Origin of the sequence: Chryseobacterium sp. PET-29 (genome assembly GCF_025736815.1) — a bacterium.
Taxonomy (GTDB): Bacteria; Bacteroidota; Bacteroidia; order Flavobacteriales; family Weeksellaceae; genus Chryseobacterium; species Chryseobacterium nepalense.
The window spans coordinates 2,980,890-3,006,325 of sequence record NZ_CP107053.1 but is presented as its reverse complement, the minus strand read 5'-3'; the positions used below and the strand labels follow the sequence as shown (position 1 = coordinate 3,006,325).

Sequence of the window (25,436 nt, the reverse complement as noted above, 5' to 3'; positions counted from 1 at the left end):
ACGACGTAAATATAAGAGAATTTAATCTTTTTTAACCAGGTAATTAATTACCTCTGCTGCCGCATACAATCCGAAAATTGCAGGAATAAAGCTGATAGTTCCGTAAAAAGATCTCTTATAATTGCTTCCGTCGGTCATCTTTAAACTTTCCTCATTCTGAATTTCATTTGAAAAAACACAACGGATTCCCTTGTTGATTTTCTCCTTTTTCAGTCTTTTCCGTACCTGTTTTGCAAGGTAGCAGTTGTGGGTTTTGCTGATATCCCGCACCATAACTTTACTGGGATCTGTTTTTCCACCGGCTCCCATCGAGCTTACCACTTTTATTTTTCTCCTTCTCGCAGCAATTAGCAAGGTTAGCTTAGGCGTTACGCTGTCGATACAGTCTAGGATATAGTCGAATTTTCCTTCATCAAGAACCTGGTCCATTCTTTCCGGGTTAAGAAATTCATTGATTTTGGTTAAATGAAGCCTGGGATTGATGTCTAAAAGTCTTTCTGCCACCACTTCCACTTTGTGTTCTCCTACGGTTGAATGCAACGCAGGAAGCTGTCTGTTGATATTCGTGATGTCTACCGTATCGCCGTCTACAATTGTCATATTACCGACTCCGGCTCTTGCGAGGAATTCTGCGGCAAAAGAACCGACTCCTCCTAAACCTATAACCAGTACATTTGCCTTCGTTAGCTTTTCCAGACCTTCTTCTTTGATCAGAAGTTCCGTTCTTTCCAGCCAGTATTTATCCATTTTTTATTGTCTCTAAATTTTCTAAAACTTGTTGATGTAAATCCTCGGGCGAAATAGCTTTTATTTCTGCAACTTTTAGATACAGATCTCTGATATCAAAATCATCATTATCGGTTTCTAAAAAGATTTTATCTAAAGGAGTAATTCTTAAAGTATTTTGCAAAGATAAATTATACAAAAGCGCTTTTCCAAAACTCAGGTAAAAATTATTTTTAAGCAAATCTTCAGCAATGCTTTCTTTTTTATTGAAACCATGAATGATCATGGGCTGTTCGGCATACTTTTTAAAAGAAATCACTTCATAAAATTTTCGTACACAATGAATGATGACAGGTTTTTTAATCTCATTGGCAATTCTGATCTGCCTCAGAAAAACATCTTCCTGCATTTTCAGATCAGCTCCTGCAAAAGAATCTAATCCGCATTCTCCAATGGCAATACAGTTTTCTGTAATAGTAGATTCAATCCACTGAAACTGCTCTTCTAGGCTTCTGATGTTAATAGCTTTAGGATGAATCCCAATGGAGTACGGAATATCAGTCGGTACACTATTCAGGTCCAGGTTGTAAATTCCGAAAGAAATATTTTTCTTATGATGATGAAAATCAAAAAATTCCATATTCAAAAATACTATTAATTTACATCTTGCGTAAATTCTTAAACGAACGTTTATAAAATCTGTTAAAAATTTCTTAACTTTACTTCAAAGTGCATTGCATGAAGAAAAAATTTACAGAAAAACAAATACACATTTTAGACATTGCCGAAGAGCTGATTGCAAAAAAAGGCTACGAAGGCACATCCGTAAGAGACATCTGTTCCAAAGCAAATATCAATGTTGCGATGATTTCTTATTATTTCGGGTCTAAAGAAAAAATGATGTCTTATCTTTATCAGTATCGGGTGCTGAAAACAAGAGAAAACTTTTCCGAGTTTGCAGATACTATTAAAGAAGGGAAACCGGAAATGCAGATGAAAGAAATTATTAAATACATTGTTGCACAGCTATTTAAATACAATTACTTTCACGGATTCGTTACCCAGGAACTCCGCCATACGGAAAATCTCAAAGACGAATTAATGGATTTTTATCAGCTTTTTGTCAAAAAACTGGATGAGGTAATAAAGAAAGGAGTTACCTCAGGTGTATTCACTTTTACTCCTAAACCGGAAGATATTCTCACCACCATTATCGGATCCACTTTATTTGTAATCCGGAACCGGAATTTTTATGAACTCTATGTTCCGAATAAAAGCGAGGAAACCTATTCCAAAGAGGCAGAAAAAAAAGTCAGAATGAATCTCTTAATGAGCGTTTTTGCAATTTTAGGATACGCAGCAGACTAAATTTACGTTAAATAATCATAAAAAAAAATCTATTGACAAAAAAGTTATATTTTTGCAAATTAGTAAATCGGCTGTATAATCCGAAAACTGTTGAATTTTTTATATGAAAAAATATATTTTAGGTCTTTTTGCTGTAGCGGTAGTAGCATCGTGCGTAAGCAATCAGGAAAGAGCAATGAAAAGTGCGGATAAAAATCTCATCTTAAAAACCGCCAATGACAATTTCGCTAAAAAGAAATGGAAAAATGCATTGGCTCTTTATGACAGGCTTGCCAATTTAGTGGCAGGAACGGATGACTTTCCAAATGTTGCATTTAATACAGCTTATGCCAATTATTACGATAAGAATTTCAGATTAGCAGGAAATCAGTTTAAAAACTTTGCGGTGAATTTCCCGAAAGATCCGAGAGCTGAAGAAGCAGCATATATGGCCGCTTTGTGTTATTATGAAGGTTCCATGGATTATAACCTGGATCAGTCTACCACACAGTCTGCCATCACAGAACTTCAGGAATTCCTGAATAATTACCCGAATTCGGAAAGATCCAAAAATATCAGTACCCTGATTGATGAACTATCTTATAAGCTTGAATTCAAAGCGTATGAAAACGCAAGACAGTACTTCAAAATGGGAGAATATAAAGCGGCTAACGTAGCCTTGGAAAATGTTCTTGAAGACTTCCCGAGTACAAAACTTCGTCCGCAGATTTATGATTATATCATAAAATCAAGATATGAGTTGGCTACAAAGTCTGTTTATGATCTGAAAGATGAGCGAATTGAAAGCGCGTTGGCATTTACAAGACAGATTGAAAAAGAAATGCCAAATACGGAACTTGCCAAAACAGCACTTGATATCAGAGAAAAGCTTGAAAAAGAAAAGAAAGATTTCGTAGTTGTTAAAAAGCAAACCGAAGCAAAAATTGCCGCATTAACGGAAAGACAGAAAAAACTTCAGGCTCAGAACGATGAAAAGACAAAAACAGAGCAGCAGATGAAAGATCAGGTAGAGGCAGAGAAGAAAGCAATGCAGATCCAGAGGGATAGTGCAGCAATTAACACACCTCCGCCGGCGGCCACTTTCAAAATTCAAAGATAATTCGTAAATTTGCGAACTTAAATAAAAATAATATTCTCAAAATGAGTGTAAAAGATACAAAAGCAGAAGTTAATACCATTACTTACGATAAGGATAAGATTGAAGACAAAGTAGGCTCAATCTACGAAGCGATTGTTATCATGGGAAAAAGAGCAGAGCAGATCAATGCTGAAATCCGTACGGAACTTCACAATAAGCTTGATGAGTTTGCGGTTCACAATTCTACATTAGAAGAAGTTTTCGAAAACAGAGAGCAGATCGAAATCTCAAAGCATTACGAAAAGCTTCCGAAGCCAACTTCCATTGCTATTGAAGAATGGCTGAACGAAGATATTTACTTCAGAAAAACTGAAGAAAGAAAATAAAAATCAGTATATTTTTATAAACAAAGGTCATAAAGGAAATCTTTTCTTTATGACCTTTGTTGTTCGAACAGGTTTGTAAGAAAAAATAAGTAATTTAGTATTCTTAAAATTAAATTGAATGAGCCTTTCCGGGAAAAAAATTCTCATCGCGGTCTCTGGAGGAATTGCAGCGTACAAAATTCACTTTCTGATCAGGGATTTTATTAAAAAAGGAGCAGAAGTACAGGTCATCATGACACCTGATGCTGAACATTTTGTAACCAAGCTTAGCATTTCCACCCTCTCCAAAAAACCGGTATATTCAGATTTTTACAGTGACAACGGAACCTGGAACAGCCATGTGGAAATGGCACTTTGGGCAGACGTGATGATTGTTGCGCCCTGTACCGCAGGTACTCTTTCCAAAATGGTTCACGGGATGTGTGATAATCTTGTCATTGCGACTTATATGTCAGCGAAATGTCCTGTTTTTATCGCTCCCGCAATGGACCTCGATATGTATGCACACCCTTCAACCAAAAGAAATCTCGAACTGGCGGAAAGCTTCGGGCATATTGTAATTCCTGCCGAAACCGGCGAACTGGCAAGTGGACTGAGCGGACAGGGAAGAATGTCTGAGCCTGAAACCATTGCCCGGACAATAGAAGATTTTTTTGATGTAAATACTAAAAAAACACTCGAAGGCAAAACCGTTTTAATTACAGCGGGGCCTACCTACGAAGCGATTGATCCCGTAAGATTCATCGGGAATCATTCTTCGGGAAAAATGGGATTTTCCCTTGCAGAGGAAGCTTCAAAAAGAGGAGCAAAAGTCATTTTGATTTCGGGACCAAGTTCTGAGAAACCGATCAATAAAAGTATTGAACTGCATAAAGTGACTTCGGCAAAAGATATGCTGGCAAAAGTTTTTGAATTCTATGATACTGTTGATATTGGAATTGCCAGTGCAGCAGTTGCAGATTATGCTCCTAAGGAAGTTGCTAAGGAAAAAATTAAAAAAAATGATGAAAATTTAACGATAGAGCTGGTTAAAAATCCGGATATTCTTAAGACCATGGGCGAGAAGAAAACGCGGCAGTTTTTAGTTGGTTTTGCGCTTGAAACCCAGAATGAAGAAGAAAATGCCAAAGCAAAATTTGAAAAGAAAAATCTGGATATGATTGTTTTGAATTCCTTGCGTGATGAAGGCGCCGGATTTAAGAACGATACCAATAAAATAAAAATATTTACCAGAACGGAAAAGAAAGAATTTGATCTGAAATCTAAAGAAGATGTCGCTAAAGATATTCTGGATTGTATTGAAGCTCAAATTTTAAAATAATTTTAATAAATTTCCGTTCTCAATCTTTACTATAAAAATGAAAAAATTTTTAAGCATATTTTTAATTCTGTTTTTATTCAGCCAAAGTTTCTCCCAGGAGTTGCTGGCTACCGTGCAGGTGAATGCCCAACAGCTGGGCGGAAGTAACCAGTCGGCATACAAAGCGCTGGAAAAAAGCCTCAGGGATTTCATTAACAATACAAGCTGGACAGGAAAAAGGCTTCAGAATTTTGAAAAGATAAAATCAAATTTTGCGATTGTTATCAGCGAAAGAGACGGAAACAGATTTAGGGGAAGCATTGTCGTACAGGCAGTTCGCCCGGTGTATAATACCACTTATGAATCTCCGCTTCTCAATCTTCAGGATCAGCGTTTTTCTTTTGATTACGTGGAAAATGAAAATCTTATTTTCAACGAAAGACAGTTTTCCGGGAAAAATCTTATTGATGTGATCAGCTTTTATGTTTATGTAATCTTAGGAGTTGATGCAGACAGTTTTCAGTCGATGGCAGGAACGCAATGGTTTCAGAAAGCCCAGCAAATTGCCCAGAACGGAGAATCTCAGAATACGTACGATGGGTGGAAGCAGATTAATGAACCGAGAAGCCGTTCTATCTTAATCAAAGAAATAATGAGCCCGAACTGGAACCAGCTGCGTGCAACCATCTATTCTTATCACAGAGCAGGGCTTGATAATCTTTTTAATCAGGACCAGACTGCAGCTAAAAAAGTGATTTTTGATGCTTTAATGCAGTTAAGGCAATACGAAAATTCTTTCCAGCAGGCCTATTTTTTTAATCTTTTTATGGATACGAAGGCTGATGAGATCTTTAATATTTTTAATTCCGGGAACAATGGAGGGATCGTTTTGGCAGATCTTAAAAACGAATTGATCATACTTTCTCCTAAAAGCACAGAATCCCGCTGGAACAAATGGAAACAGTAATCTTCACTTGAATCCTGAAATCTAATGTTCTATATTTGCAATAGCTAAAGTAACCGCTATTATCAATGCTTTCGAGAATATACATTAAAAACTTTGCCCTTATCGACACCCTTGAAGTGTCTTTAAATAACGGTCTTCAGGTGATTACCGGGGAAACTGGTGCCGGAAAATCTATCATTTTGGGTGCTTTGCGACTGATCCTTGGAGAAAGGGCAGATGTAAAATCGATCTCAAAAGCAGAAGAAAAAAGTATTGTTGAGACCGAATTTGCTTTAAATAATCAGTTTAAAAAATTCTTTATCGAAAATGATCTGGATTATGAACATCAGACCATTATCCGAAGAGAAATTCTGCCTTCAGGAAAATCCAGGGCTTTTATTAATGATGTTCCGGTAACACTGGATGTTTTAAGGGAATTGTCTTCCCAATTGATCGATATTCATTCCCAATTTGAAACTTCAAATCTTTTTACCGCAGAATACCAATTCAAAATTATTGACGGACTTTCTGAAAACAAACAGACCATTCAGGATTATCAGAATGAATTTTCGGATTTTCAAAGTCTTAAAATACAGCTTAAAAAACTTCAGACACAACTTTCAGAGGCTAATAAGGAAAGCGACTATAAAACATTTTTACTGAATGAGCTTGAAGAGCTCCACCTGGACGATGTTGATTATGAAGAGCTTCAGAACCAGCTTTCCATCCAGGAAAATGCAGAAATGATCTCCGATAATCTTGCGCAGGTGTTATCAAGATTTCATCAGGAAGAAGTAGGAATTCTCTCATTTTTTAATGAAGCTAAAAACAAACTCTCCAGGATTGCGGAAGTGTCAGGAAGTTTTAACGAGCTTAATGAAAGGCTGGAAACTTCCTTAGTGGAATTAAAAGATATCATTTCCGAACTGGAGGATGAAGCAGAAAACATTGAAGTGAACCCGGAAAATCTGGTCTTATTAATTGAGTTAAATAACAGGATCAACAGCCTTTTTATAAAGCATAATGTTGCAGATGTTTCCGGATTAATAGAGATCAGGGATCAGCTGTCAGGAGAGCAGCAGGGAGCATCGGAACTGGAATCCCAGATTGAAGATATTCAGAAGAATATTGCTAGAAAAGAAAAATCACTTCAGACGTTATCCGGCACATTATCAAAAAACAGGAAAAAATATATTCCTGTCTTTATTAAGAAAACAGAAGCTTTACTCAAAAAATTAGGCCTTGAGAAAGCCAGAGTAGATATTGAATTGCAGGATACCGCTGATTTCAATCAATTCGGGAAAGAAAATATTCAGCTGTTGTTTCAGGCAAATTCCGGATTTCCTTTAAAACCTATTCAGACCGCCATTTCCGGTGGTGAAAGATCGAGAGTGATGCTGGCTGTAAAGAAAATTATTGCCGAGAGTGATGAGCTTCCGACCTTAATTTTAGACGAAATCGATACCGGCGTTTCCGGAAAAGTAGCGGAAGAGATCGGAAACCTGATGCGCGAAATGTCTGCCGATATGCAGCTGATCGTCATTTCTCACCTCGCTCAGGTGGCTGCAAAAGGAAACAACAACTATAAAGTGGTGAAGCAGGATGTGGCCGGAAGAACACAATCCACCATCGTTTCTTTGAGTGATGAAGAGAAGCTCAACGAAATAGCCCAGCTTCTTTCTGGAAGTAAAATTACAGAAGCAGCGTTGGCACAGGCTAAAGAATTAATCGGATAAATTTGAATTTATTTTAAAATATAAGGACTTCTGAATTTTTCAGAGGTCTTTTTTTTAATTTAGTTTGTCATCCTGAAAGGGTCTAAATATAGTATCAACATTTTAATCATACGTTTAAACTCCTGAAGAATGATAGCCTGTATCTCTTTTTATACAGCTAAAATCTCCTGAGCTTACAAACAATATGTTTGAGACTTCCGGAGATGTTCTTTGGTTTCCTGCAACTTGCGGGAGACTTCACGAGACCTCCGTTGGTTCCCTGCAAAATGTTTTAAACAAACGGAGAACTGCTGAAGACCTACGCAGACTGTTGGGAACTTCCGTAGGTGTCGGGTGATTCAAAGCAGGTTTTATTTTGATTACTGTAAAATACATCTTGATTAAAAGTTAAAAATTGTAACAATTATATCTTTATAAGAACTAATGTAATAAAAGATAACTATGTTTATAAAATTCCTGAAATTAGAGTTCAAAAGTTTTTTTAGAGGAAGTTCTTTAGGAATCAACCTCGCGATGAAAATTCTTCGCTTTATCGGAATTCTCTATTTTATGGCATGTTTGGTGGGAGGAGCATTTGGTGCATTCTTTTACATTCAGGAGGAAATGCATCAGAACCCGATACAAGTGGTTTCCAGATTTATGATCGCGGCTTGGGCGGTAGATCTTATTGTGAAATACATCTGGCAGGAATTACCCACACAAAACATCAAGCCTTTTCTTACTCTTAATATTCCTAAGAAAACGCTGGTCAATTATATGATGGGTAAAACTTTTCTGTCTGCTTTCAGCTGGCTGAATTCCCTGTTTCTGATCACCTTTGCCATTATCGCATTGTTCAATGGATATAATGCATCGGGTGTTGTGGCATGGCTGGTAGGAATTTCCCTGTTATTTTATCTGAACAATTTTATCAATATTCTTTTTAATGATAAAGAGATCGTTGCCATTGTTGTCGGCTGTATTTTTACAGGAGTGGCAGCATTAGGTTATTATAATATTGTTCCTGTTCTGGATTATTCTGAAAAGTTTTTCTTTAATTTTTACGAAAGACCTTATTTTGTAGTAATTTCCGTTATATTGTTTTCTGCTTTATGGAAAATCTGCTTCAGTCATATCCGAAAGGTATTTTATCTGGATCAGGGGCTGGAAGTTAAAAAAGAGGTCGGGAAAACAGAAAATATCATGTTCCTGAATAAATACGGAGCCATTGGAACATTCATCAACAATGATATTAAATTACTAAAACGGAATAAAGTTACCAAAGGAATTGTTTGGGGCAGTTTTCTGTTTCTTTTCTACGGATTACTGATGTTCTCTTCACCTATTTATAAAACACCGGCCATGATGATGTTTATGGGATTGTTTGTAACGGGAGGATTTCAGTTTATGTTCGGACAGCGGGTTCCTGCTTTCGACAGTTCATATTATCCATTAATGATGACCCTGAATGTTCCTTACAAAGAATATTTGAAAGCAAAATGGTGGCTGATGAATATCGTAACAGGCTTTTCGATCATTCTGGCGTTGTGTTACGTCTATTTCGGATGGGATATGTACCTTACTTTTTTTGCGGCAGGAATTTATAATATTGGGGTCAATTCTCAGTTTACACTCTGGTCCGGGGCATTCAACAAAATGCAGATTGACCTGAATGCAAAAGAAAAGAGGTTCGGGCAGAAAAACAGCTTTAATATGAAATCTTTGCTGCTGCTGATTCCTAAATTATTCTTACCGATGGTTGTATTTGCAATCGTAAAATATTCTCTCGGAATTGAGGCCGGCGTGATAAGCATTGCTGTTTTGGGATTAATAGGATTTTTATTAAGAGAAAAAATATTCGATATTATCGTAAAACATTATAAGGTAGAAAAATACAGTACATTAGAAGCATTCAAAAATAAAGACTAATATGATCACAATTAATAATTTAACAAAAACATACGGCAAAGCAACCGTTTTAAATATAGAACATCTTGAAATTCCGAATGGTGAAACTTTCGGGTTGGTAGGAAATAATGGTGCTGGGAAAACCACGCTATTCAGCCTGATGCTTGATCTGATTCAGGCAACAACAGGATTCGTAAGCATCGACGGAATAAAAGTACACGAATCTGAAGCGTGGAAAAACAAAGTTTCTGCTTTTGTGGACGATTCTTTCCTGATCGGTTATCTTACTCCGGAAGAGTATTTCTACTTTATCGGGGAGCTAAGAGGCCAAAACAAAGCTTCTGTTGATGAGTTTTTAAAACAGTTTCATGATCTATTCAACGGTGAAATTTTAAATTCCGGGAAATATGTCCGTGACCTTTCTAAAGGGAACCAGAAAAAAGTGGGAATTGTTGGCGCCATTATCGGAAATCCTGAAATCATCATTCTCGATGAGCCTTTTGCCAACCTGGATCCTTCCACGCAGATCAAACTTAAAAACCTCATTAAAGAATTATCAAAACAGGAGGGTGTTACTTTCCTTATCTCCAGTCATGATCTTTCGCACACAACGGAAGTCTGCAACAGAATTGTTGTGGTAAATAAAGGCCAGCTGGTAAAAGATATCCAGACCAATCCGGAAACGTTGAGAGATCTCGAGCAGTATTTTGCAGACCAGATTTCAAGTCCGGCAGAAAGTGCGAATAGTCCTGTTTAATAGATATTAGCAATATTTCAAATTTAAAAATCATTTATCCATATTTATGGCACATGAATTAATTTTGTTCTGCTAAAATTTAATTTATGGAATTAATTGAAAAACTGAACTGGAGATATGCTACCAAAGCAATGAACGGTCAGAAAGTGCCACAGGAAAAAGTGGATAAAATATTGGAAGCGGCAAGACTAGCCCCTACATCAAGCGGTCTGCAGCCTTTCGAAATTATTGTCATTACCAATCAGGAAATTAAGGAACAGATAAAACCTCATGCATGGAACCAGCCGCAAATTACGGATTGCTCACATCTTTTGGTTTTTGCAGCCTGGGATAATTATACCGAAGACAGAATCAACAGGATGTTTGATCTGACAAATGAAATCAGAGGTTTTGAAAACGAAGGGTGGGAAAACTACAGACAGATGCTGTTGGGAATGTATCCGCAAAGACCTGCTGAAGAAAACTTTACGCATGCCGCAAAACAGGCTTATATCGGGTTTGGTGCAGCGATTATCGCAGCGGCTTTTGAAGAAGTAGATTCTACACCAATGGAAGGTTTTGTTCCGGAAGAAGTGGATAAAATTTTAAATCTACAGGAAAAAGGGTTAAAAAGCGTTCTCTTACTGCCTTTGGGATATAGAGATCCTTCGAACGACTGGCTGGTAAACCTTACCAAAATAAGAAAACCGAAAGAAGATTTCGTTACAGAAATCAACTAATTATTTTACTCATAAAAATACCCTTTCAATTGCTGAAAGGGTATTTTATTTATTATTTGAATTTCTCCGGAATAGCACTGTAAAATCTGTGTTAATCAGTGAGAATCTGTGGGAGTTTAAAACTCAGCATTTGGTTTCCAATCCACCACCGCTCTGATAAACGCTTCTGCATTTTCAACAGGAATGTTTGGTAAAATTCCGTGGCCTAAATTGGCAATATATCGGTCTTTCCCGAAACGGTTGATCATTTCAGTCACCATTTTTTTGATTGTTTCAGGAGTTGAATGCAATCTTGCAGGATCAAAATTTCCCTGTAGCGTCATTGTGTGATTGGTTAACGTTCTTGCAAATTCAGGTTTAATCGTCCAGTCAACGCCTAACGCGGAAACCGGAGACTGTACCATATCTTCCAGTGCAAACCAGCATCCTTTTCCGAAAACCACAACATGCGTCAGCGGACTTAATGCTTCAACGATCTGGCTGATATATTTCCATGAAAATTCCTGATAATCTGCCGGAGAAAGCATTCCGCCCCAGGAATCGAAAACCTGAACGGCAGACACTCCTTTTTCAACTTTTCTTTTCAGGTAAGCAATAGTAGTGTCTGTAATTTTTTGAAGTAACAAATGGGCTGCTTCCGGCTGTGTAAAACAGAAAGATTTGGCAATATCAAAAGCTTTGCTTCCTTTTCCTTCCACACAGTAGCAAAGGATGGTCCAGGGAGAGCCTGCAAAACCGATCAACGGAATTTCATTATCTAATTTCTGTAAAGTCAGTTCAATAGCATCAAAAACATAGCCTAACGTATCATTCACATCAGGAACGGCAACATTCTGAACCTGTTCCATTGTTCTGATCGGCGTATCAAGCCACGGACCTACTGATTCCTTCATTTTAAAATCGATTCCCATCGCCTGCGGAACCACCAAAATATCCGAAAACAAAATGGCTGCATCCAGCGGAAATCTTCGGATCGGCTGTACGGTGATTTCGGAAGCCAGCTCGGGAGTCTGACATCTTGTGAAGAAATCATATTTGTCGCGAAGGGCAATAAATTCCGGCAAATATCTTCCTGCCTGCCTCATCATCCATACAGGAGGTCTTTCTACGGTTTCTCCGCGAAGCGCTTTTAAATATAGGTCGTTTTTAATCATAATCTATTAAATAAAATTGTCGGTAATGAACAATTGTATATCAGTTTTTGTTTAAAATTTCTTTTCGTATCAGCTTAAAAAGAGATAAAAGAGTATTACCTTCAGCCGTTAAAACGGGTACTGAACTGTGTTTTCTGATTTCACGGGATGTGGTTTCACCAATGGATATCAGCGTTATATTTTCCAGTGAATTCTGCTTTGCAAAACTACGAACTCCGCTCGGACTAAAAAATACGACAGCATGATATTTTTCAGTTATTACCGGATTAATTTCTTCGGTGTTATAAACGATAACTTTTTTATATTTAATATTTTGCAGCGGAAGATCATTGTCTAAAACACTTATGGCCAGGTTTCCGCAGAAGTGGAGAAAACGTTCATGCTGGCATTTTGCGGTAATAAATTTTGAAAGGGTATCTGCATTTTTCAGTACTTTGAAAGTTCCGAAGCCGTATTTCCTTACCGCTTTTTTCGTCTTTTCCCCTACACAGTAAATCTTGTTGTAGTTTTTTGCAGTAAAATCTTTATCGGGTCTAAAGCCATTTCTGAAAAATGAATCCACGCCGTTTACACTGGTAAAAATGATTGAATAATCTTTCAGGTCAAAAGGATGAATTTGTACAGGAGTTGTTTTTATCACCTCAATACAATCAACTGCGATATCATCTCCTAATTCTTTGGATATAATCGTTCGGTCTATATTTTTGGTAAATAAGATTTTCATTTTTTAGCTTTAAGCCTGAAGAATAATGGAATTTTAAATCTGATTTTTAATTTCTGCCATCAGTTCTTTTCCTCCGTTTTCCAAAACAACTTTAGCGAAATTTTTTCCGAAGTTTTCTTCGTTGTTGTACACGAAATTTTCATCGGTTGAAATACAATTTTTACCATCTAAAGAACAAAGTGCCGCTTTAAAACGGATCTGATCTTCAAAAATTTCGGCAAAAGCTCCGATGGGAGCCGTACAGCCACCTTCCAATGTATTAAGAAAATTTCTTTCCATTTCCACGCAGATTTGGGTGTTTGTATGATTGGTAAACCGTCTTACGATTTCGTTGATTTCTGTTTTGTCTGCATGACCCGCAACTGCAATTACCCCTTGTGAAGGAGCCGGGATTAAAAACGGAAGCATTTCATAATCGATGTCCATTTTCATTCTTTTAATTCCTGCCAACGATAAAATGGTAGCATCAAAATCACCATCTTCCAGTTTCTGGAGTCTGGTTTGGATATTTCCACGGATGTCTGAAAATTCAGCATTAGGAAAATTTTTAAGCCAAAAAGCTCTTCTTCGCAAGCTGCTTGTTGCCAGTTTAAGCTCGTGAAGTTCCTTGTTTTTTGCAGATTCTTTACGGATCAGAACATCCTGAGGGAAATCCCTTTCCAGGTAAGATACGATCTCAAGATTTTGAGGAAGATTCGTGGGAACATCTTTTAAAGAATGTACAGCAATATCGATCTCATCGTTTAATAAGGCAACATCAAGGTCTCTTGTAAAAACGCCGGTAATTCCCAGGGAATAAAGAGGCTGAGTAAGATTTTTGTCGCCGGATGATACAATAGGAACGATTTCCGTTAAATAATTATTGTTCTGAAGATGTCTCGCAACTTCTCTTGCCTGCCAAAGTGCCAATGCGGAATTCCTGGTTCCGATTCTAATGCTTTTCATTGAATTCGTTGTTTGGTTGTTCAACTAATATTTCGTGCATTAATTTACTAATTTCTTCGGCTTTTAACGGATTATCGATGATATATTTTGCAAAACGGTTGGTAATTTTCTGGATCATTTTATCAGAAAGTTCCATATCCGTGATGTTTATGTATTTATTTTTTTTGTAAAAATTATGCATTTCATTGCGTTCCATGTTCTTGAGAACGGCTTTGAAATGATGAATATTGGGAGCCAGCTTTCTCTTTTTTTCCCATTCAAGAAAATCTTTCATCAGTTCCTTGATAATTTTCTCAGCTTTCGGAATCTCCTTTTCCCTCTGCTGAATCGTCTGTTGGATCTGCTTTGAAAGTTCATCAACATCAATCAGGGTTACATTTTTGTTTTCCGTAACGTCCTTATCCACATTATTCGGAATAGACAAATCGATGACCAGTGTTTCTTTTCCGTTTGGGAAATGAGATTTATTGACAATAGGATGTCTTGCGCCGGTTGCTACAATGAGAATGTCTGTTTGCTTCAGCTCCTGATCAAATTCAGTATAATCAATATGAGGAATATGATATTTCTCTGAAATTTTTTCAGCAGTTTCCTGTGTTCTGTTGGCGATTTTTATTTTAGGCTGATACACGTGCTTTACGAGATTCTCCACCGTATTCTGGCCTATTTCTCCTACTCCCAGAAGAAGAATGTTTTTTTCGGTAAGTCTTTTCTGGTTGTTAAGAATATAATGAACTGCCGCATATGATACGGAAGCCGCACCATTGGAAATTCCGGTTTCGTTTTTAATCCTTTTTGAAATCTGAATGGCCGCATTGATAGCCCTCTCAAGATAAGGATTGGAATTCTGTCTTTCTTTTCTGAATCTGCTGTATGCTTTTTTAATCTGCCCAATAATTTCAAAATCACCGATGATCTGGCTTTCCAGTCCGGCCGCTACTCTGAAAAGATGGGCCAAAGCTTCTTCTTTGGTAAGAATGTTGGCAAACTGGAGAAAATCCATCAGATTAACCCCGATTGTTTTACAATATTCTTCAGCAACCAGCAGGTAATTAGATGTGGTAGTATAAATTTCGGTTCTGTTACAGGTAGAAACAACAAAGGCGTCCCCTAAATTTTCATTATGAATACGGGTGACAAAATTTTTAATATTTTCGTCAAAGAATGCAAATTTGCCTCTTGTTTCTACATCAGCTTTTTCATAGCTAATGGAAAGTACGGCAAAATTAGATGTCTGATGTATGTTGGAATACTGTAACATAAGCGTGGCAAATTTACGTTTTTTTTGATAAAACGCTTTCTTATAATGTATATGATAATTATCGTAAAAAACTATTTTGGGATGATTCTAAATAATCGCAAAAAGCAAAATATTGGTTTCTGAAAATTAATGGCAAATAAGATTTTAGAATTAAAAAAAATCAAAATAATACGAATCAAATCACATCTATGTGCAATAAAAAAAATAGTTCAATTCCTGTGATGCCTTATTGGGCCTGTGTTATCTTAAATCTGGTTTAAATTAAAGTCTGTAAATACTTAAAGTAAAAGTTAATAAGTGATTATAAATTTTAATAAAATTTTAACCAAATTATCTGCATGTTAAATTTCTTTAGACGTCTTAAATTTATATCTTTGTAACTCTTTAAAAAATCAGAAGTAAAAGTATGAGTTTATTCGATATGTTTACGCAAGAGATTGCGATAGACCTGGGTACCGCCAACACCCTTATCATCCATAATAATAAAATTGTTATAGATCAGCCTTCGATTGTTGCTATTGAACGTTCAACAGGAAGACCGATTGCTGTCGGTGAACAGGCGAAACATATGCAGGGTAAGACTCATGAAGATATCAAAACAATCCGTCCGCTTAAAGACGGAGTAATTGCCGATTTCCATGCTTCTGAACACATGATTAAAGAATTTATCAAAAAAATTCCAGGAATTAAAGGTAAATTTATCCAGCCGGCTTTGAGAATCGTAATCTGTATTCCTTCAGGAATTACGGAAGTTGAAAAAAGAGCGGTAAGAGACTCGGCACAAAAAGTAAACGCAAAAGAAGTACGTCTGATTTATGAGCCAATGGCAGCTGCAATTGGAGTAGGAATTGATGTTCAGAAACCGGAAGGAAATATGATCATCGATATAGGCGGCGGTACTACGGAAATTGCAGTAGTTGCGCTGGGAGGTATTGTCTGCGACAAATCTGTAAAAATTGCTGGCGACGTATTTACCAATGACATTGCATACTATTTAAGAACTCATCACAACCTTTATATCGGGGAAAGAACTGCGGAAAGAATTAAAATTGAAGTGGGTTCTGCCGTTGAGGACCTTGATGTTGATATCGAAGATATTCCGGTACAGGGTAGAGACCTGATTACAGGAAAACCTAAAGAAATCATGGTTGGCTATAAAGAGATCGCAAGAGCTTTAGACAAATCCATCATCAGAATTGAAGATGCGGTAATGGAAACGCTTTCCCTTACTCCTCCGGAATTGGCTGCTGATATCTATAAAACAGGTATTTATCTTGCTGGTGGTGGCGCTTTATTGAGAGGTTTGGCGGACAGATTGCACAAAAAGACAGGTCTTCCTGTTTTCGTTGCAGAAGATCCGTTGAGAGCTGTAGTTCGCGGAACAGGAATCGCACTTAAGAATATGGATAAATTCAATTTCTTAATAAAATAATTCTAACTTTTTACGACATATATCTGAATGGGATTTTTGCTGAGATTATTTTCGAAGAATGCACTTTTTGTTTTCTTTATATTTCTGCAAATTATTGCTCTGATTCTGATATTCTCTAAAAATGCCATGCAGAAATCCTGGATCGCAGGACAGTCTGCTGCCTTGAATTCCTGGGTTTCGGGATATATTGATGAAGGGGTTTCTTATCTGAAGCTTAAACAGATCAATGAAGACCTTGTTACGCAAAATAAGGCCTTAATGATGGAGCTTTACGGAAAACAGGGCGCTAAAAATCCTCAGTTCAGGAAAGTTCATGATACGCTGGGAGGCGGACAGATCTATACATTTGTAGATGGTGAAATCGTTTTCAACAGTATCAACAGAAGAAATAATTATTTTACCATCAACAGGGGAAGAAGAGATGGCGTATTTCCGCAAATGGGAGTTATGGCTCCTAAAGGCATCGCAGGAATTGTGATCAACTCTACAGACAGCTATGCTTTAGTACAGTCGGTGTTGAGTGTAAATAAAATCAGGATCAATGCTGCTCTTAAAAATTCGGGGTATTTCGGAACGCTTACATGGAACGGGGATAATTCCCGAGTAATGCACCTTGCTGATATTCCAAAATACGTAGCCCTGAAAATTGGTGATACTGTAGTAACCGATGGTAAATCAGCAATCTTTCCTAAAGGTGTAATGATCGGTACTGTAGCAGGATATTCCGTTGATAATAAAACAGGGTTTTGGGATATTTCGGTTGAGCTGAGTGAGAAAATGGGAGCACTGAGTAAAGTTTATGTCGTTAAAAACCTTAAAAAAGCGGAAGTACAAAAAATTCAGGATACGATGCAATCTGTAATAAAAAAGGAAGATGATTAGCAGAACTTTATTTACGGACATATTAATCATGATTTTCCTGGTTGCATTACAAATTTTTGTATTGAACAGGATCACCATTTTCGGAAAGTATACGCCGGTGCTTTATCCTGTATTTGTCATGTTTTATCCTTTTTTCAGAAATAAATTTCAATTTTTAGCATTGAGTTTTCTGATTGGACTGTCGGTTGACGCATTCCTCTATTCCTGGGGAATCAATGCCTTTGCAACCACCCTGATTGCTTATTTCAGGACATTGATTTTTAGAACTTCTACAGATACTTCTACAGATTTCTTCTCGTTTCAGTCCCTACAGTGGGCGCAGTTTTTGCTGTTTTTATTTACGAGCATCTTTTTGCATCAGCTTTTAGTACAATATATAGAGTTTTTTAAGCTGAGCAGATTTTTTGAAATATTATTTAATGTATTGGTAACGAGTATAATTTCATTTATATTTATAGTTATCTACGCATTAATATTTAAAATCAAACAAAAAGTTTGAACACACGTTATTTAAAAATTTTTTCCGTTCTTCTGATAATCGCTATGATTTTTATAGCGAGATTGGCTTATTTACAGCTTTTTACCGATAGGTATGCGCTTAATGCCGCCAATACTTCCATTAAAATAGAATATGTCATCCCACAGCGTGGAGTTATTTTTGACAGGAACGGGAAAATTATGGTGGGAAACCAGCCTGCCTATGAGATTTCTTTTACACAGGCTCTCATGAGACCTGATTTTGATACAATTGCCTTCTGTAATCTGATGAAAATTTCTAAAAACGATTTTATCAGAACCATTGATGCCATTAAGAAAGAAAAATATTATTCCAAACTGACGCCGATGACTTTCATGAAAAATCTCAGCAGGGAAGATATTGCGAGGGTTCAGGAGATTATATTTAAATATCCGGCATTTAGTATTGTGTCAAGGCCACAGCGCCAGTATGAGGTTTCAACTTCCGGAAATCTTTTGGGATATACGAGTGAAGTAAACGAAAGAGAGATCAAAAAAGATTCTGCCTATTATCTGCCCGGAGATTTCATCGGTAAAACGGGAATTGAAAAGGCGTATGAAAAAGAATTGCGGGGGATCAAGGGAATGAAGTACATTCAGAAAGATATTAAGCTTCGTAATGTAGGACCTTACAAAAACGGATCTCTTGATAAAGATGTGGTTACCGGGAAAGATATCACCCTTACTATTGATTATGACCTCCAAAGAATTGCAGAGGAAATGATGGTCAACAAGCATGGTGCAATTGTGGCTATTGATCCTAATAACGGCGAAGTTTTGGTGGCCGCAACAGGTCCTGATATTGATCCCAATCTATTTACAGGCCCAAATAAATCAAGGAATCTCTACGCTCTTTCAAAAGATACGATTTACGAAAATAAACCAACCTTTGACAGGTCACTTCAGGCCGCATATCCGCCGGGTTCTACCTTTAAATTGTTAACTGCTCTTGCGGCAATGCAGATGGGCGTAATGGATGAGAAGACAATTTTTCCCTGCGGTGGCGGGTTTTATTATAAAGGAAAAAGAATTAAAGGTCACGGCGGTGCAGATCCTTTAATCCCTTCTATTCAGGTTTCGAGTAACTGTTTCTTTACGTATGCTTTTATTGCGATCATTAAAAAATATCCCGGAAATCCTTCCAGAGGTGTTGATGAGTGGAAAAAAATCATGAGCAGCTTTGGGGTAGGTGAATTTTTAAATAATGATTTTGCAGTAGGAGCCAGAGGTAGAATCCCTTCTGGTGATTTCTATGAAAATAGATTTAAAGCCATTATGAAAGCCAGTGGTTCTAAAAGGACAGACTTTAAAAACTGGGACGAGATGTCCACCGGTGCCATCTACAACGGAATGGGACAGGGGGATGTACTGGTAACGCCGCTTCAGCTTGCCAATTATGTTTCTGCTATTGCCAATAAAGGATGGTATTATACTCCTCATATCGTTAAAGCAATTGACGGAAAACCAAATCCTGATCCAAGATTCAAAAAGAAACATCAGACCTTAGTTGATAAAAAGCATTTTGATCCTGTATTAAGAGGTATGGAAGCTGTTGTTTTGAATGGTACGGCACGAGGCTTAAAATCAAGTGATTTTACCCAGCTTGCGAAAACAGGTACTGCGCAGGTGCCTCAGGGAAAGGACAATTCGATTTTTGTATTGATCGCTCCTGCGGATAAACCGAAGATTGTAGTAGCAGCCGTTATGGAACATGCAGGATTTGGAGCAACCTGGGCTGGTCCGGCAGCGACAATTATTGCTGAAAAATATATTACAGGAGACATCAAACGTGAACACCTCTATAAGAAAATGGTGACCTCCAGTTTTATGCCTGAATACAAAAGACAATGGATTGCCGATCTCAAGCGTAAAGGCCTTTACAAGCCAAGTGAGGATTCTATAAAGCAAAAAAGAATTCTGGACAGCTTAAAATTGATAAAGGAACAGAAGGCTAAAATGCAGAAAAAGGCAGAAGAGGAAAAAAAGAATGTAAATAAAACAAAACCGGCTAAGCAATGAAATGGGCAGAAGGAATAGATAAATTAGGTCTCGGTCTGTATTTTCTGCTTTGTGCTTTTGCCATTGCAAATATTTACAGTGTAGATCAGAAATTAGGAGAAAAACAATTGATTTTCTTTGGTATTTCACTTTTTGTAGGGCTGGTAATTTTCGTGGGAAGAAGTAAGTTCTTTGAAAATATGTCAGGGATTATTTATATTGGTGGCGTCTTATTACTGATTGGGTTATTTCCTTTCGGTAAAGAGATTCTCGGCCAGAAAAACTGGTACAAGTTCGGTAGTTTTACGATGCAGCCGGTGGAGTTTGCCAAAATCGGGACCGCATTAATGCTTGCCAATTATGTTTCCGGTCCTGAATTTAATTTAAAGAATAAAAAATCATTTTGGACTACATTAGCTATTATCGGAATTCCTGCAGTGGTGGTTCTGGCTATTCCTGATGTGGGTTCCATGTTGGTTTTTATCGCATTTTTCATTGCATTATACAGGGAAGGACTTAGCGGATTATTATTTGGAGTAGGATTTCTTTTTGCTGCAGTTTTCCTCATTTCCCTGGCTGTTAATCCTATTTGGGTTGCCCTTGCCATTGTTTTGATCGTAGGAGGGTGGATTGCCATGAATTACTACAAAATGTCATGGAATATTATTTCCATTTCGGGAATTGTAGGATCGGTTGTTTTACTTTGCGGATTGGCTTTCGGTTCGCCATATATTTTAGAAAAACTTCCAAAGCACCAGAGAGAAAGAATTGAAGTACTCTATAAAGGTGAAAAAGCGTTCAGAGATACATCGGGATACAATTTGCTGTATTCAAAAACAGCGATCGGATCTGGCGGACTTTGGGGGAAAGGATATCGTGAAGGTTCTGTTACCCAGGGTAAATTCGTTCCCGAACAGGAAACCGATTATATTTTCTGCACCGTTGGCGAAGAATGGGGCTTTGCAGGAAGTGCATTGCTGATCCTTTGCTACATGGTTTACATTGGAAGAATCTATTATCTGGCAGAACAACAGAAATCGGGGTTTAACCGTGTTTTTGGATACTGCTTTGCTTCGATCCTTTTAATGCACTTTACTATTAATTTAGGCATGGTTATGGGCTTGTTTCCGACCGTTGGGATTCCTTTGCCTTATTTCAGTTATGGAGGAAGTTCTCTGCTTGCCTTTTCGATGATGACCTTTATTTTCTTTAAATTAAATTATTCGGATAAGAATAGCTTGGTATAAGCAGTAAGTCTCGAATAGTATCAAAATCTCTGCATCTCAGCAAGAGGTAATTTTTTAATTCAATCATAATCTATGGAAGAAGTGTACATTTTAGATCAAACTTTCGAAAATGCAGATTTTTCACAAATTCAAAGAGGAGAATATGAACACTGTATCTTTCGGAATTGTAATCTTGAATATGCTGATCTTTCTGGTTTCAGTTTTAATAACTGTGAATTTACAGGCTGTAATCTAAGCATGGCAAAACTCTGTAGAACCGCCTTCCGGGAAGTTATCTTTAAAGAATGTAAGATGTTCGGCCTTCATTTTAACGAATGCAACGAATTTGGAAGGTCGTTTAGGTTTAACGGATGTTATTTAAATAATTCTGTTTTCTACAAAACAAGCATTAAAAAGACATTATTTAAAGATTCAAAACTTATTGAAGTCGATTTCTCTTATGCTGATCTCTCACTTGCAATATTTAATAACTGTGATCTGTCCGGCGCTGTATTTGACAATACAAATCTCGAAAAAGCTGATTTCAGAACATCGGTTAATTATTCCATTGATCCTTCCCAAAATAAGCTTAAAAAGGCAAGATTTTCACTTTCTCAAGTTCATGGACTATTGCTTCAATTCAATATAGAAATTGATAAAAACGCATAGTTGTTTATATAAGTTTTTATCAGATTTAATTTAAAGAAAAGTGATTCTCTTCTTTGAAAGTGTGGATTTGCAAAGCAAAAAAGTTCAGCAATAAAAAAAACCATCAAAAATTTTGATGGTTTCATTATTTAAATCAATTATTTAAAATTAAAAATTTGTTCCGTTTGATGCGGGAGTTGTTGCTGCAAGATTGTTGATTGCTTCTCCGTTCTCATTGATGATTCTTTTTCCGAATCTGTACTTCGGACCCCAGTAAGAGTCGTTCAGTGAAGAAACCATTACTCCTTTTGAGGTGGCAGCGTGAATGAACTTCACTTCACCATCTTCCGATACACTTTCTACAATACCTACGTGAGAAATTCTTCTTCCGTGAGAAAAGAAAATCAGGTCTCCTTTCTGAAGATTTTCTTTTTCTACTTTTTCTCCCTCCTGAGACTGAGAAGCTGCCACTCTTGGTAAGCTAAGCCCTGCTGCTGCCCCGAAAACGGAAAGAACAAAAGCTGAGCAGTCTATCCCGTTTCTGGTCATGCCTCCGTATCGGTAAGGAGTTCCCAGGTAAGTCTGTGCTTCTGTTAAAATATTGTCGATGGTTTTATTGTGCATGATTGCTTTTGCAATCTCAGAATTTTTAATGGAATTTTTAGCATTTGCTAAAGAAGCTGCCTTTTCTGCAAGAAATGAATTAATCAGTTGTTGCTTGTCCTGCTCCATTTTGTGAGTGTCAATAGAAGCTAGTTTGGCATCTGTTTTGTATTCTTTAGCGTAAGTTGCTGGTTTTGATACTACATAATTTGTAACACATGATTGTAACGATACTGTAGAAACTAAAGCAACTAAATAAAACAAAACTCTTTTCTTCATATATATTTGATTACCGTGTTAAAGGAATAAGTATTTTTCAAAAGCAATACAAAAATATGTATTCCCTACAAAAGGGCTTTGATATGAATATTATCATGTTCTTTTTTTAACACATTTTAACATATTATTTAAGTATGTTAAAGAAAAATAAACCGCAACGGCCTATTTTGGGTATGTTAGCGGTTTTTTTTATTAAGATTCTTTAACAAAATAAAAACATATATGCTTCAGAATCTGTGGTATCTGATGAATAACTCTAATTTTAAGAATTGGATCAATAGTATTTTTTAGAAGTATTTTTAAATAATATTCTGCTGAAATCCAGATTGTTGTTAATATTGAATTGGAATACATTCTTAATGTGTGATAAAAAAACTCTCCGGTATTTCCCGGAGAGTTTAACTAATATGGAACTTTACAGATGTTACTTTGTAAATAACATTTCTCTATATTTTGTCATTGGCCAAAGCTCATCATCCACCATCATTTCAAGAGCATCTGATGCTTCTCTGATATCGTCGAATAGCGGCTTCACTTTATTGCAGTAATCTTCCGCCTGCTTTTGGCTTTCAGTAACTGCTTTAGCTTCTTCTCTTGCCTTAATAAGATCTTCAACACCTAATTTTATTTTAGATACATTCTCAGAAATACTTGTGATTAAGCTCATCTGTTCTTTTGCCAGAGATTTGAACTCATTATCTCCAAAGATTTCTTTAAGACCTTTTACGTTTTCAATCAGTCTGTTCTGATAATTTAAAGCAGAAGGAATAATATGGTTTCTTGCGATGTCACTTAATACTCTTGCTTCAATATCAATAACCGTTGAATATTTTTCTAATTTGATTTCGTTTCTTGCTTCAACTTCTCTGTGAGTAAAAATTCCCAACTCTTCATAAAGCGATAAAAACTTCTCATCCATTTCCTGTTTAAGAGCTTCAGGAGTAGTTTTTAAATTATTTAAACCTCTCTTTTCAGCTTCTTTTGCCCAGTCGTCAGAATATCCGTCACCTTCAAACATGATGTTTTTACACTGCTTGATATACTCTCTTAATACGTTGAAGATAGCTTCGTCTTTCTTAAGACCTTTTTCAATTAATGCATCCACTTCTTTTTTGAAATCACGAAGCTGTTTTGCTGCGATGGTATTCATTACCGTCATAGATTCTGCGCAGTTTGCAGAAGATCCAACCGCTCTGATTTCGAATTTATTTCCTGTAAATGCAAAAGGAGAAGTTCTGTTTCTGTCGGTGTTATCCAACAAAATTTCAGGAATTTTTCCAACAACATTCAGTTTTAAATCTGTTTTTTCGTCCGGGGAAAGTTTTCCTTCCTTTACTTTTTCAAGCTCTTCCAGTACTCTGAAAAGCTGGCTTCCGATAAATACGGAGATAATTGCCGGCGGAGCTTCGTTGGCACCTAATCTGTGATCGTTGCTTGCTGAAGCTATACTTGCTCTTAAAAGGTCTGCATATTCATGAACCGCTTTGATAGTATTCACGAAGAATGTTAAGAACTGTAGGTTTTTCTTAGGATTTTTTCCAGGGCTTAATAAGTTTTCACCGGTATCGGTTGCTAAAGACCAGTTATTGTGTTTTCCGCTTCCATTTACACCTGCGAATGGCTTTTCGTGGAATAAAATATGGAAATGGTGTCTGTGGGCAACTCTTGCCATTACATCCATCAATAAAGAATTGTGGTCAACGGCAACGTTTACCTCTTCGAACATTGGTGCAAGCTCGAACTGGTTTGGTGCTACTTCATTATGTCTCGTTGTTACAGGGATTCCCAGTTTCATGCACTCCACTTCTAATTCCATCATGAAGTTCATTACTCTCGTAGGGATAGAACCGAAATAATGATCGTCCAATTGCTGTCCTTTTGCGGGAGAATGTCCTAATAAAGTTTTCCCGGTTAATACAAGGTCCGGACGGGATTGGTATAATGCTGAATCTACCAGGAAATATTCCTGTTCCCAACCTAAAGTAGGCGTTACTTTGGTAACATTTTTGTCAAAATACTGCATTACATTGGTTGCAGCTTCATCCACAGCGTTAAGTGCTCTTAAAAGAGGCGCTTTATAATCTAAGGTCTCTCCGGTATAAGAGATGAAAATGGAAGGAATACATAAAGTTGTTCCCATGATGAATGCCGGAGATGTAGGATCCCATGCTGTGTATCCTCTCGCTTCAAAAGTGTTTCTGATACCGCCGTTCGGGAAAGAAGATGCATCCGGCTCCTGCTGGATCAATAAATTTCCGCTGAATCTTTCGATGGCTCTTCCGCCTTCAATCGGGGTGAAGAAAGAATCGTGTTTTTCAGCAGTGCTTCCTGTTAATGGCTGGAACCAGTGCGTGTAATGGGTTACGCCTTTGCTCATGGCCCAGTCTTTCATTGCTACAGCTACCTGGTCTGCAATGTGTCTCTGGATTTTAGTTCCTTTTTTTACTGCATCCATAATAGAATTGAATGCTTCTTTTGTTAAATATTCTCTCATTGTCTCTTCTGAGAAAACATTTTGGCAAAACAATTCGGATAGTTTTACAGGAACTTCTACAGAATTATCTCTTCTAAAGTCCTTAAATGGTAAAGTTTCTAACGCTTTGAATCTTAAAGTTGACATATTAGGTTTGATTTTTACGATGCAAATTTACGAAAAAAATAAATAAAAAATATTTTGACCCTAAAAAATTAAAGGGGTAATTGTAAAATTAATGAAAATTTAAATGGGGATGTAAGTTTTAAGAGGGGTTTTGTTAAAGTAGAGTTATAAATAAAAGACCTAGTCTGTTTGTGAACTGCTGGCAACAACTCTATTATTAGATAAGTACAATTTATAAATTTATCCCATAAGCATTACTAAAAGTT

The 25,436-nt window shown here is 36.9% G+C and carries 24 protein-coding genes; 16 read left to right on the top strand and 8 right to left on the bottom strand.

Annotated elements, in window-relative coordinates; translation table 11 throughout:
• Positions 1-21 precede the first annotated feature (21 nt).
• The gene (locus tag ODE14_RS13545) at positions 22-747 is read right to left on the bottom strand and encodes a tRNA threonylcarbamoyladenosine dehydratase (protein WP_263601803.1); all 726 of its coding nucleotides are present in this window, start codon (positions 745-747) and stop codon (positions 22-24) included.
• A complete protein-coding gene (locus tag ODE14_RS13540; RefSeq protein ID WP_263601802.1) occupies positions 740-1,366 on the bottom strand; it encodes a TatD family hydrolase in 627 nt (208 codons plus the stop codon). The genes ODE14_RS13545 and ODE14_RS13540 overlap by 8 nt, the downstream gene beginning before the upstream one ends.
• Positions 1,367-1,464: 98 nt before the next feature.
• Between ODE14_RS13540 and ODE14_RS13535 the strand changes: the two genes are divergently transcribed.
• The 10 genes from ODE14_RS13535 to ODE14_RS13490 all read left to right on the top strand — a co-directional run bounded on the left by ODE14_RS13535 (position 1,465) and on the right by ODE14_RS13490 (position 10,903).
• On the top strand, positions 1,465-2,094 hold the full coding sequence (locus ODE14_RS13535; RefSeq protein ID WP_248389542.1) for a TetR/AcrR family transcriptional regulator: 630 nt from the start codon (positions 1,465-1,467) through the stop codon (positions 2,092-2,094).
• Positions 2,095-2,197: 103 nt separating this feature from the next.
• Complete coding sequence (locus ODE14_RS13530; protein ID WP_263601801.1) at positions 2,198-3,193, top strand: outer membrane protein assembly factor BamD; 996 nt, start codon at positions 2,198-2,200, stop codon at positions 3,191-3,193.
• A gap of 41 nt (positions 3,194-3,234) precedes the next feature.
• The gene (locus ODE14_RS13525) at positions 3,235-3,558 is read left to right on the top strand and encodes a DNA-directed RNA polymerase subunit omega (RefSeq protein ID WP_027378789.1); all 324 of its coding nucleotides are present in this window, start codon (positions 3,235-3,237) and stop codon (positions 3,556-3,558) included.
• Between the two features lie 118 nt (positions 3,559-3,676).
• A complete protein-coding gene (gene coaBC, locus ODE14_RS13520; RefSeq protein WP_263601800.1) occupies positions 3,677-4,879 on the top strand; it encodes a bifunctional phosphopantothenoylcysteine decarboxylase/phosphopantothenate--cysteine ligase CoaBC in 1,203 nt (400 codons plus the stop codon).
• 37 nt (positions 4,880-4,916) lie between these two features.
• Complete coding sequence (locus ODE14_RS13515; protein ID WP_248389548.1) at positions 4,917-5,825, top strand: DUF4835 family protein; 909 nt, start codon at positions 4,917-4,919, stop codon at positions 5,823-5,825.
• Between the two features lie 65 nt (positions 5,826-5,890).
• The gene (locus tag ODE14_RS13510; protein ID WP_263601799.1) at positions 5,891-7,540 is read left to right on the top strand and encodes a DNA repair protein RecN; all 1,650 of its coding nucleotides are present in this window, start codon (positions 5,891-5,893) and stop codon (positions 7,538-7,540) included.
• A gap of 184 nt (positions 7,541-7,724) precedes the next feature.
• Positions 7,725-7,877: a hypothetical protein gene (locus ODE14_RS13505; protein ID WP_263601798.1), complete on the top strand. Its 153-nt coding sequence runs from the start codon at positions 7,725-7,727 to the stop codon at positions 7,875-7,877.
• A 104-nt stretch (positions 7,878-7,981) separates the two neighbouring features.
• Positions 7,982-9,448, top strand: coding sequence for a DUF5687 family protein (locus ODE14_RS13500; protein WP_263601797.1), 1,467 nt, complete (start codon positions 7,982-7,984; stop codon positions 9,446-9,448).
• Position 9,449: 1 nt separating this feature from the next.
• Positions 9,450-10,184, top strand: a complete 735-nt coding sequence (locus ODE14_RS13495; protein ID WP_248389554.1) for an ABC transporter ATP-binding protein — start codon at positions 9,450-9,452, stop codon at positions 10,182-10,184.
• Positions 10,185-10,270: 86 nt separating this feature from the next.
• Positions 10,271-10,903, top strand: coding sequence for an NAD(P)H-dependent oxidoreductase (locus ODE14_RS13490; RefSeq protein WP_263601796.1), 633 nt, complete (start codon positions 10,271-10,273; stop codon positions 10,901-10,903).
• A gap of 116 nt (positions 10,904-11,019) precedes the next feature.
• Here ODE14_RS13490 and hemE read toward each other — a convergent pair whose 3' ends face one another.
• Genes hemE through hemA form a run of 4 tightly spaced genes read right to left on the bottom strand, consistent with a single transcriptional unit; the run spans position 11,020 to position 14,987 of the window.
• Entirely contained in the window at positions 11,020-12,057 is a 1,038-nt protein-coding gene (gene hemE / locus ODE14_RS13485) for a uroporphyrinogen decarboxylase (protein ID WP_263601795.1), read from the bottom strand.
• Between the two features lie 40 nt (positions 12,058-12,097).
• Positions 12,098-12,781 (bottom strand): uroporphyrinogen-III synthase, encoded by a 684-nt coding sequence (locus tag ODE14_RS13480; RefSeq protein ID WP_263601794.1) that lies wholly within the window; start codon positions 12,779-12,781, stop codon positions 12,098-12,100.
• Positions 12,782-12,814: 33 nt separating this feature from the next.
• A complete protein-coding gene (gene hemC, locus ODE14_RS13475; protein WP_248389562.1) occupies positions 12,815-13,726 on the bottom strand; it encodes a hydroxymethylbilane synthase in 912 nt (303 codons plus the stop codon).
• Entirely contained in the window at positions 13,713-14,987 is a 1,275-nt protein-coding gene (gene hemA, locus ODE14_RS13470; RefSeq protein WP_248389564.1) for a glutamyl-tRNA reductase, read from the bottom strand. The genes hemC and hemA overlap by 14 nt, the downstream gene beginning before the upstream one ends.
• Positions 14,988-15,393: 406 nt before the next feature.
• On the opposite strand from hemA, the gene ODE14_RS13465 reads away from it, so the two are divergent.
• The 6 genes from ODE14_RS13465 to ODE14_RS13440 all read left to right on the top strand — a co-directional run bounded on the left by ODE14_RS13465 (position 15,394) and on the right by ODE14_RS13440 (position 21,710).
• Positions 15,394-16,419 carry a rod shape-determining protein gene (locus ODE14_RS13465; RefSeq protein ID WP_027381028.1) on the top strand — a complete coding sequence of 342 codons (1,026 nt, stop codon included), beginning with the start codon at positions 15,394-15,396 and terminating at the stop codon, positions 16,417-16,419.
• A 27-nt stretch (positions 16,420-16,446) separates the two neighbouring features.
• Positions 16,447-17,301: a rod shape-determining protein MreC gene (gene mreC, locus ODE14_RS13460; protein WP_248389566.1), complete on the top strand. Its 855-nt coding sequence runs from the start codon at positions 16,447-16,449 to the stop codon at positions 17,299-17,301.
• Positions 17,294-17,800 (top strand): rod shape-determining protein MreD, encoded by a 507-nt coding sequence (locus ODE14_RS13455; protein ID WP_090000063.1) that lies wholly within the window; start codon positions 17,294-17,296, stop codon positions 17,798-17,800. The genes mreC and ODE14_RS13455 overlap by 8 nt, the downstream gene beginning before the upstream one ends.
• 44 nt (positions 17,801-17,844) lie before the next feature.
• Positions 17,845-19,836 carry a penicillin-binding transpeptidase domain-containing protein gene (locus ODE14_RS13450; RefSeq protein WP_248389568.1) on the top strand — a complete coding sequence of 664 codons (1,992 nt, stop codon included), beginning with the start codon at positions 17,845-17,847 and terminating at the stop codon, positions 19,834-19,836.
• Positions 19,833-21,062, top strand: coding sequence for a rod shape-determining protein RodA (gene rodA, locus ODE14_RS13445; protein ID WP_248389570.1), 1,230 nt, complete (start codon positions 19,833-19,835; stop codon positions 21,060-21,062). Before ODE14_RS13450 ends, rodA begins: the two co-directional genes overlap by 4 nt.
• 72 nt (positions 21,063-21,134) lie before the next feature.
• Entirely contained in the window at positions 21,135-21,710 is a 576-nt protein-coding gene (locus tag ODE14_RS13440; protein WP_263601793.1) for a pentapeptide repeat-containing protein, read from the top strand.
• Between the two features lie 147 nt (positions 21,711-21,857).
• Here the strand turns inward: ODE14_RS13440 and ODE14_RS13435 are convergent, their stop codons facing one another.
• Both ODE14_RS13435 and ODE14_RS13430 read right to left on the bottom strand, forming a co-directional pair.
• A complete protein-coding gene (locus ODE14_RS13435; protein WP_248389576.1) occupies positions 21,858-22,571 on the bottom strand; it encodes a C40 family peptidase in 714 nt (237 codons plus the stop codon).
• 424 nt (positions 22,572-22,995) lie between these two features.
• Positions 22,996-25,191, bottom strand: a complete 2,196-nt coding sequence (locus tag ODE14_RS13430; protein ID WP_263601792.1) for a glutamine synthetase III — start codon at positions 25,189-25,191, stop codon at positions 22,996-22,998.
• Between the last annotated feature and the right edge of the window lie 245 nt (positions 25,192-25,436).

Coding starts and splice junctions, on each gene's coding strand:
- ODE14_RS13500 (WP_263601797.1), top strand. CDS start 7,982: ATGTTTATAAAATTCCTGAAATTAGAGTTCAAAAGTTTTTTTAGAGGA.
- rodA (WP_248389570.1), top strand. CDS start 19,833: ATGAAATGGGCAGAAGGAATAGATAAATTAGGTCTCGGTCTGTATTTT.
- hemA (WP_248389564.1), bottom strand. CDS start 14,987: ATGTTACAGTATTCCAACATACATCAGACATCTAATTTTGCCGTACTT.
- ODE14_RS13490 (WP_263601796.1), top strand. CDS start 10,271: ATGGAATTAATTGAAAAACTGAACTGGAGATATGCTACCAAAGCAATG.
- hemE (WP_263601795.1), bottom strand. CDS start 12,057: ATGATTAAAAACGACCTATATTTAAAAGCGCTTCGCGGAGAAACCGTA.
- ODE14_RS13440 (WP_263601793.1), top strand. CDS start 21,135: ATGGAAGAAGTGTACATTTTAGATCAAACTTTCGAAAATGCAGATTTT.
- ODE14_RS13530 (WP_263601801.1), top strand. CDS start 2,198: ATGAAAAAATATATTTTAGGTCTTTTTGCTGTAGCGGTAGTAGCATCG.
- ODE14_RS13455 (WP_090000063.1), top strand. CDS start 17,294: ATGATTAGCAGAACTTTATTTACGGACATATTAATCATGATTTTCCTG.
- ODE14_RS13430 (WP_263601792.1), bottom strand. CDS start 25,191: ATGTCAACTTTAAGATTCAAAGCGTTAGAAACTTTACCATTTAAGGAC.
- ODE14_RS13510 (WP_263601799.1), top strand. CDS start 5,891: ATGCTTTCGAGAATATACATTAAAAACTTTGCCCTTATCGACACCCTT.
- ODE14_RS13495 (WP_248389554.1), top strand. CDS start 9,450: ATGATCACAATTAATAATTTAACAAAAACATACGGCAAAGCAACCGTT.
- ODE14_RS13540 (WP_263601802.1), bottom strand. CDS start 1,366: ATGGAATTTTTTGATTTTCATCATCATAAGAAAAATATTTCTTTCGGA.
- mreC (WP_248389566.1), top strand. CDS start 16,447: ATGGGATTTTTGCTGAGATTATTTTCGAAGAATGCACTTTTTGTTTTC.
- ODE14_RS13545 (WP_263601803.1), bottom strand. CDS start 747: ATGGATAAATACTGGCTGGAAAGAACGGAACTTCTGATCAAAGAAGAA.
- ODE14_RS13450 (WP_248389568.1), top strand. CDS start 17,845: ATGATTTTTATAGCGAGATTGGCTTATTTACAGCTTTTTACCGATAGG.
- coaBC (WP_263601800.1), top strand. CDS start 3,677: ATGAGCCTTTCCGGGAAAAAAATTCTCATCGCGGTCTCTGGAGGAATT.
- ODE14_RS13435 (WP_248389576.1), bottom strand. CDS start 22,571: ATGAAGAAAAGAGTTTTGTTTTATTTAGTTGCTTTAGTTTCTACAGTA.
- ODE14_RS13525 (WP_027378789.1), top strand. CDS start 3,235: ATGAGTGTAAAAGATACAAAAGCAGAAGTTAATACCATTACTTACGAT.
- ODE14_RS13465 (WP_027381028.1), top strand. CDS start 15,394: ATGAGTTTATTCGATATGTTTACGCAAGAGATTGCGATAGACCTGGGT.
- ODE14_RS13505 (WP_263601798.1), top strand. CDS start 7,725: ATGTTTGAGACTTCCGGAGATGTTCTTTGGTTTCCTGCAACTTGCGGG.
- hemC (WP_248389562.1), bottom strand. CDS start 13,726: ATGAAAAGCATTAGAATCGGAACCAGGAATTCCGCATTGGCACTTTGG.
- ODE14_RS13480 (WP_263601794.1), bottom strand. CDS start 12,781: ATGAAAATCTTATTTACCAAAAATATAGACCGAACGATTATATCCAAA.
- ODE14_RS13515 (WP_248389548.1), top strand. CDS start 4,917: ATGAAAAAATTTTTAAGCATATTTTTAATTCTGTTTTTATTCAGCCAA.
- ODE14_RS13535 (WP_248389542.1), top strand. CDS start 1,465: ATGAAGAAAAAATTTACAGAAAAACAAATACACATTTTAGACATTGCC.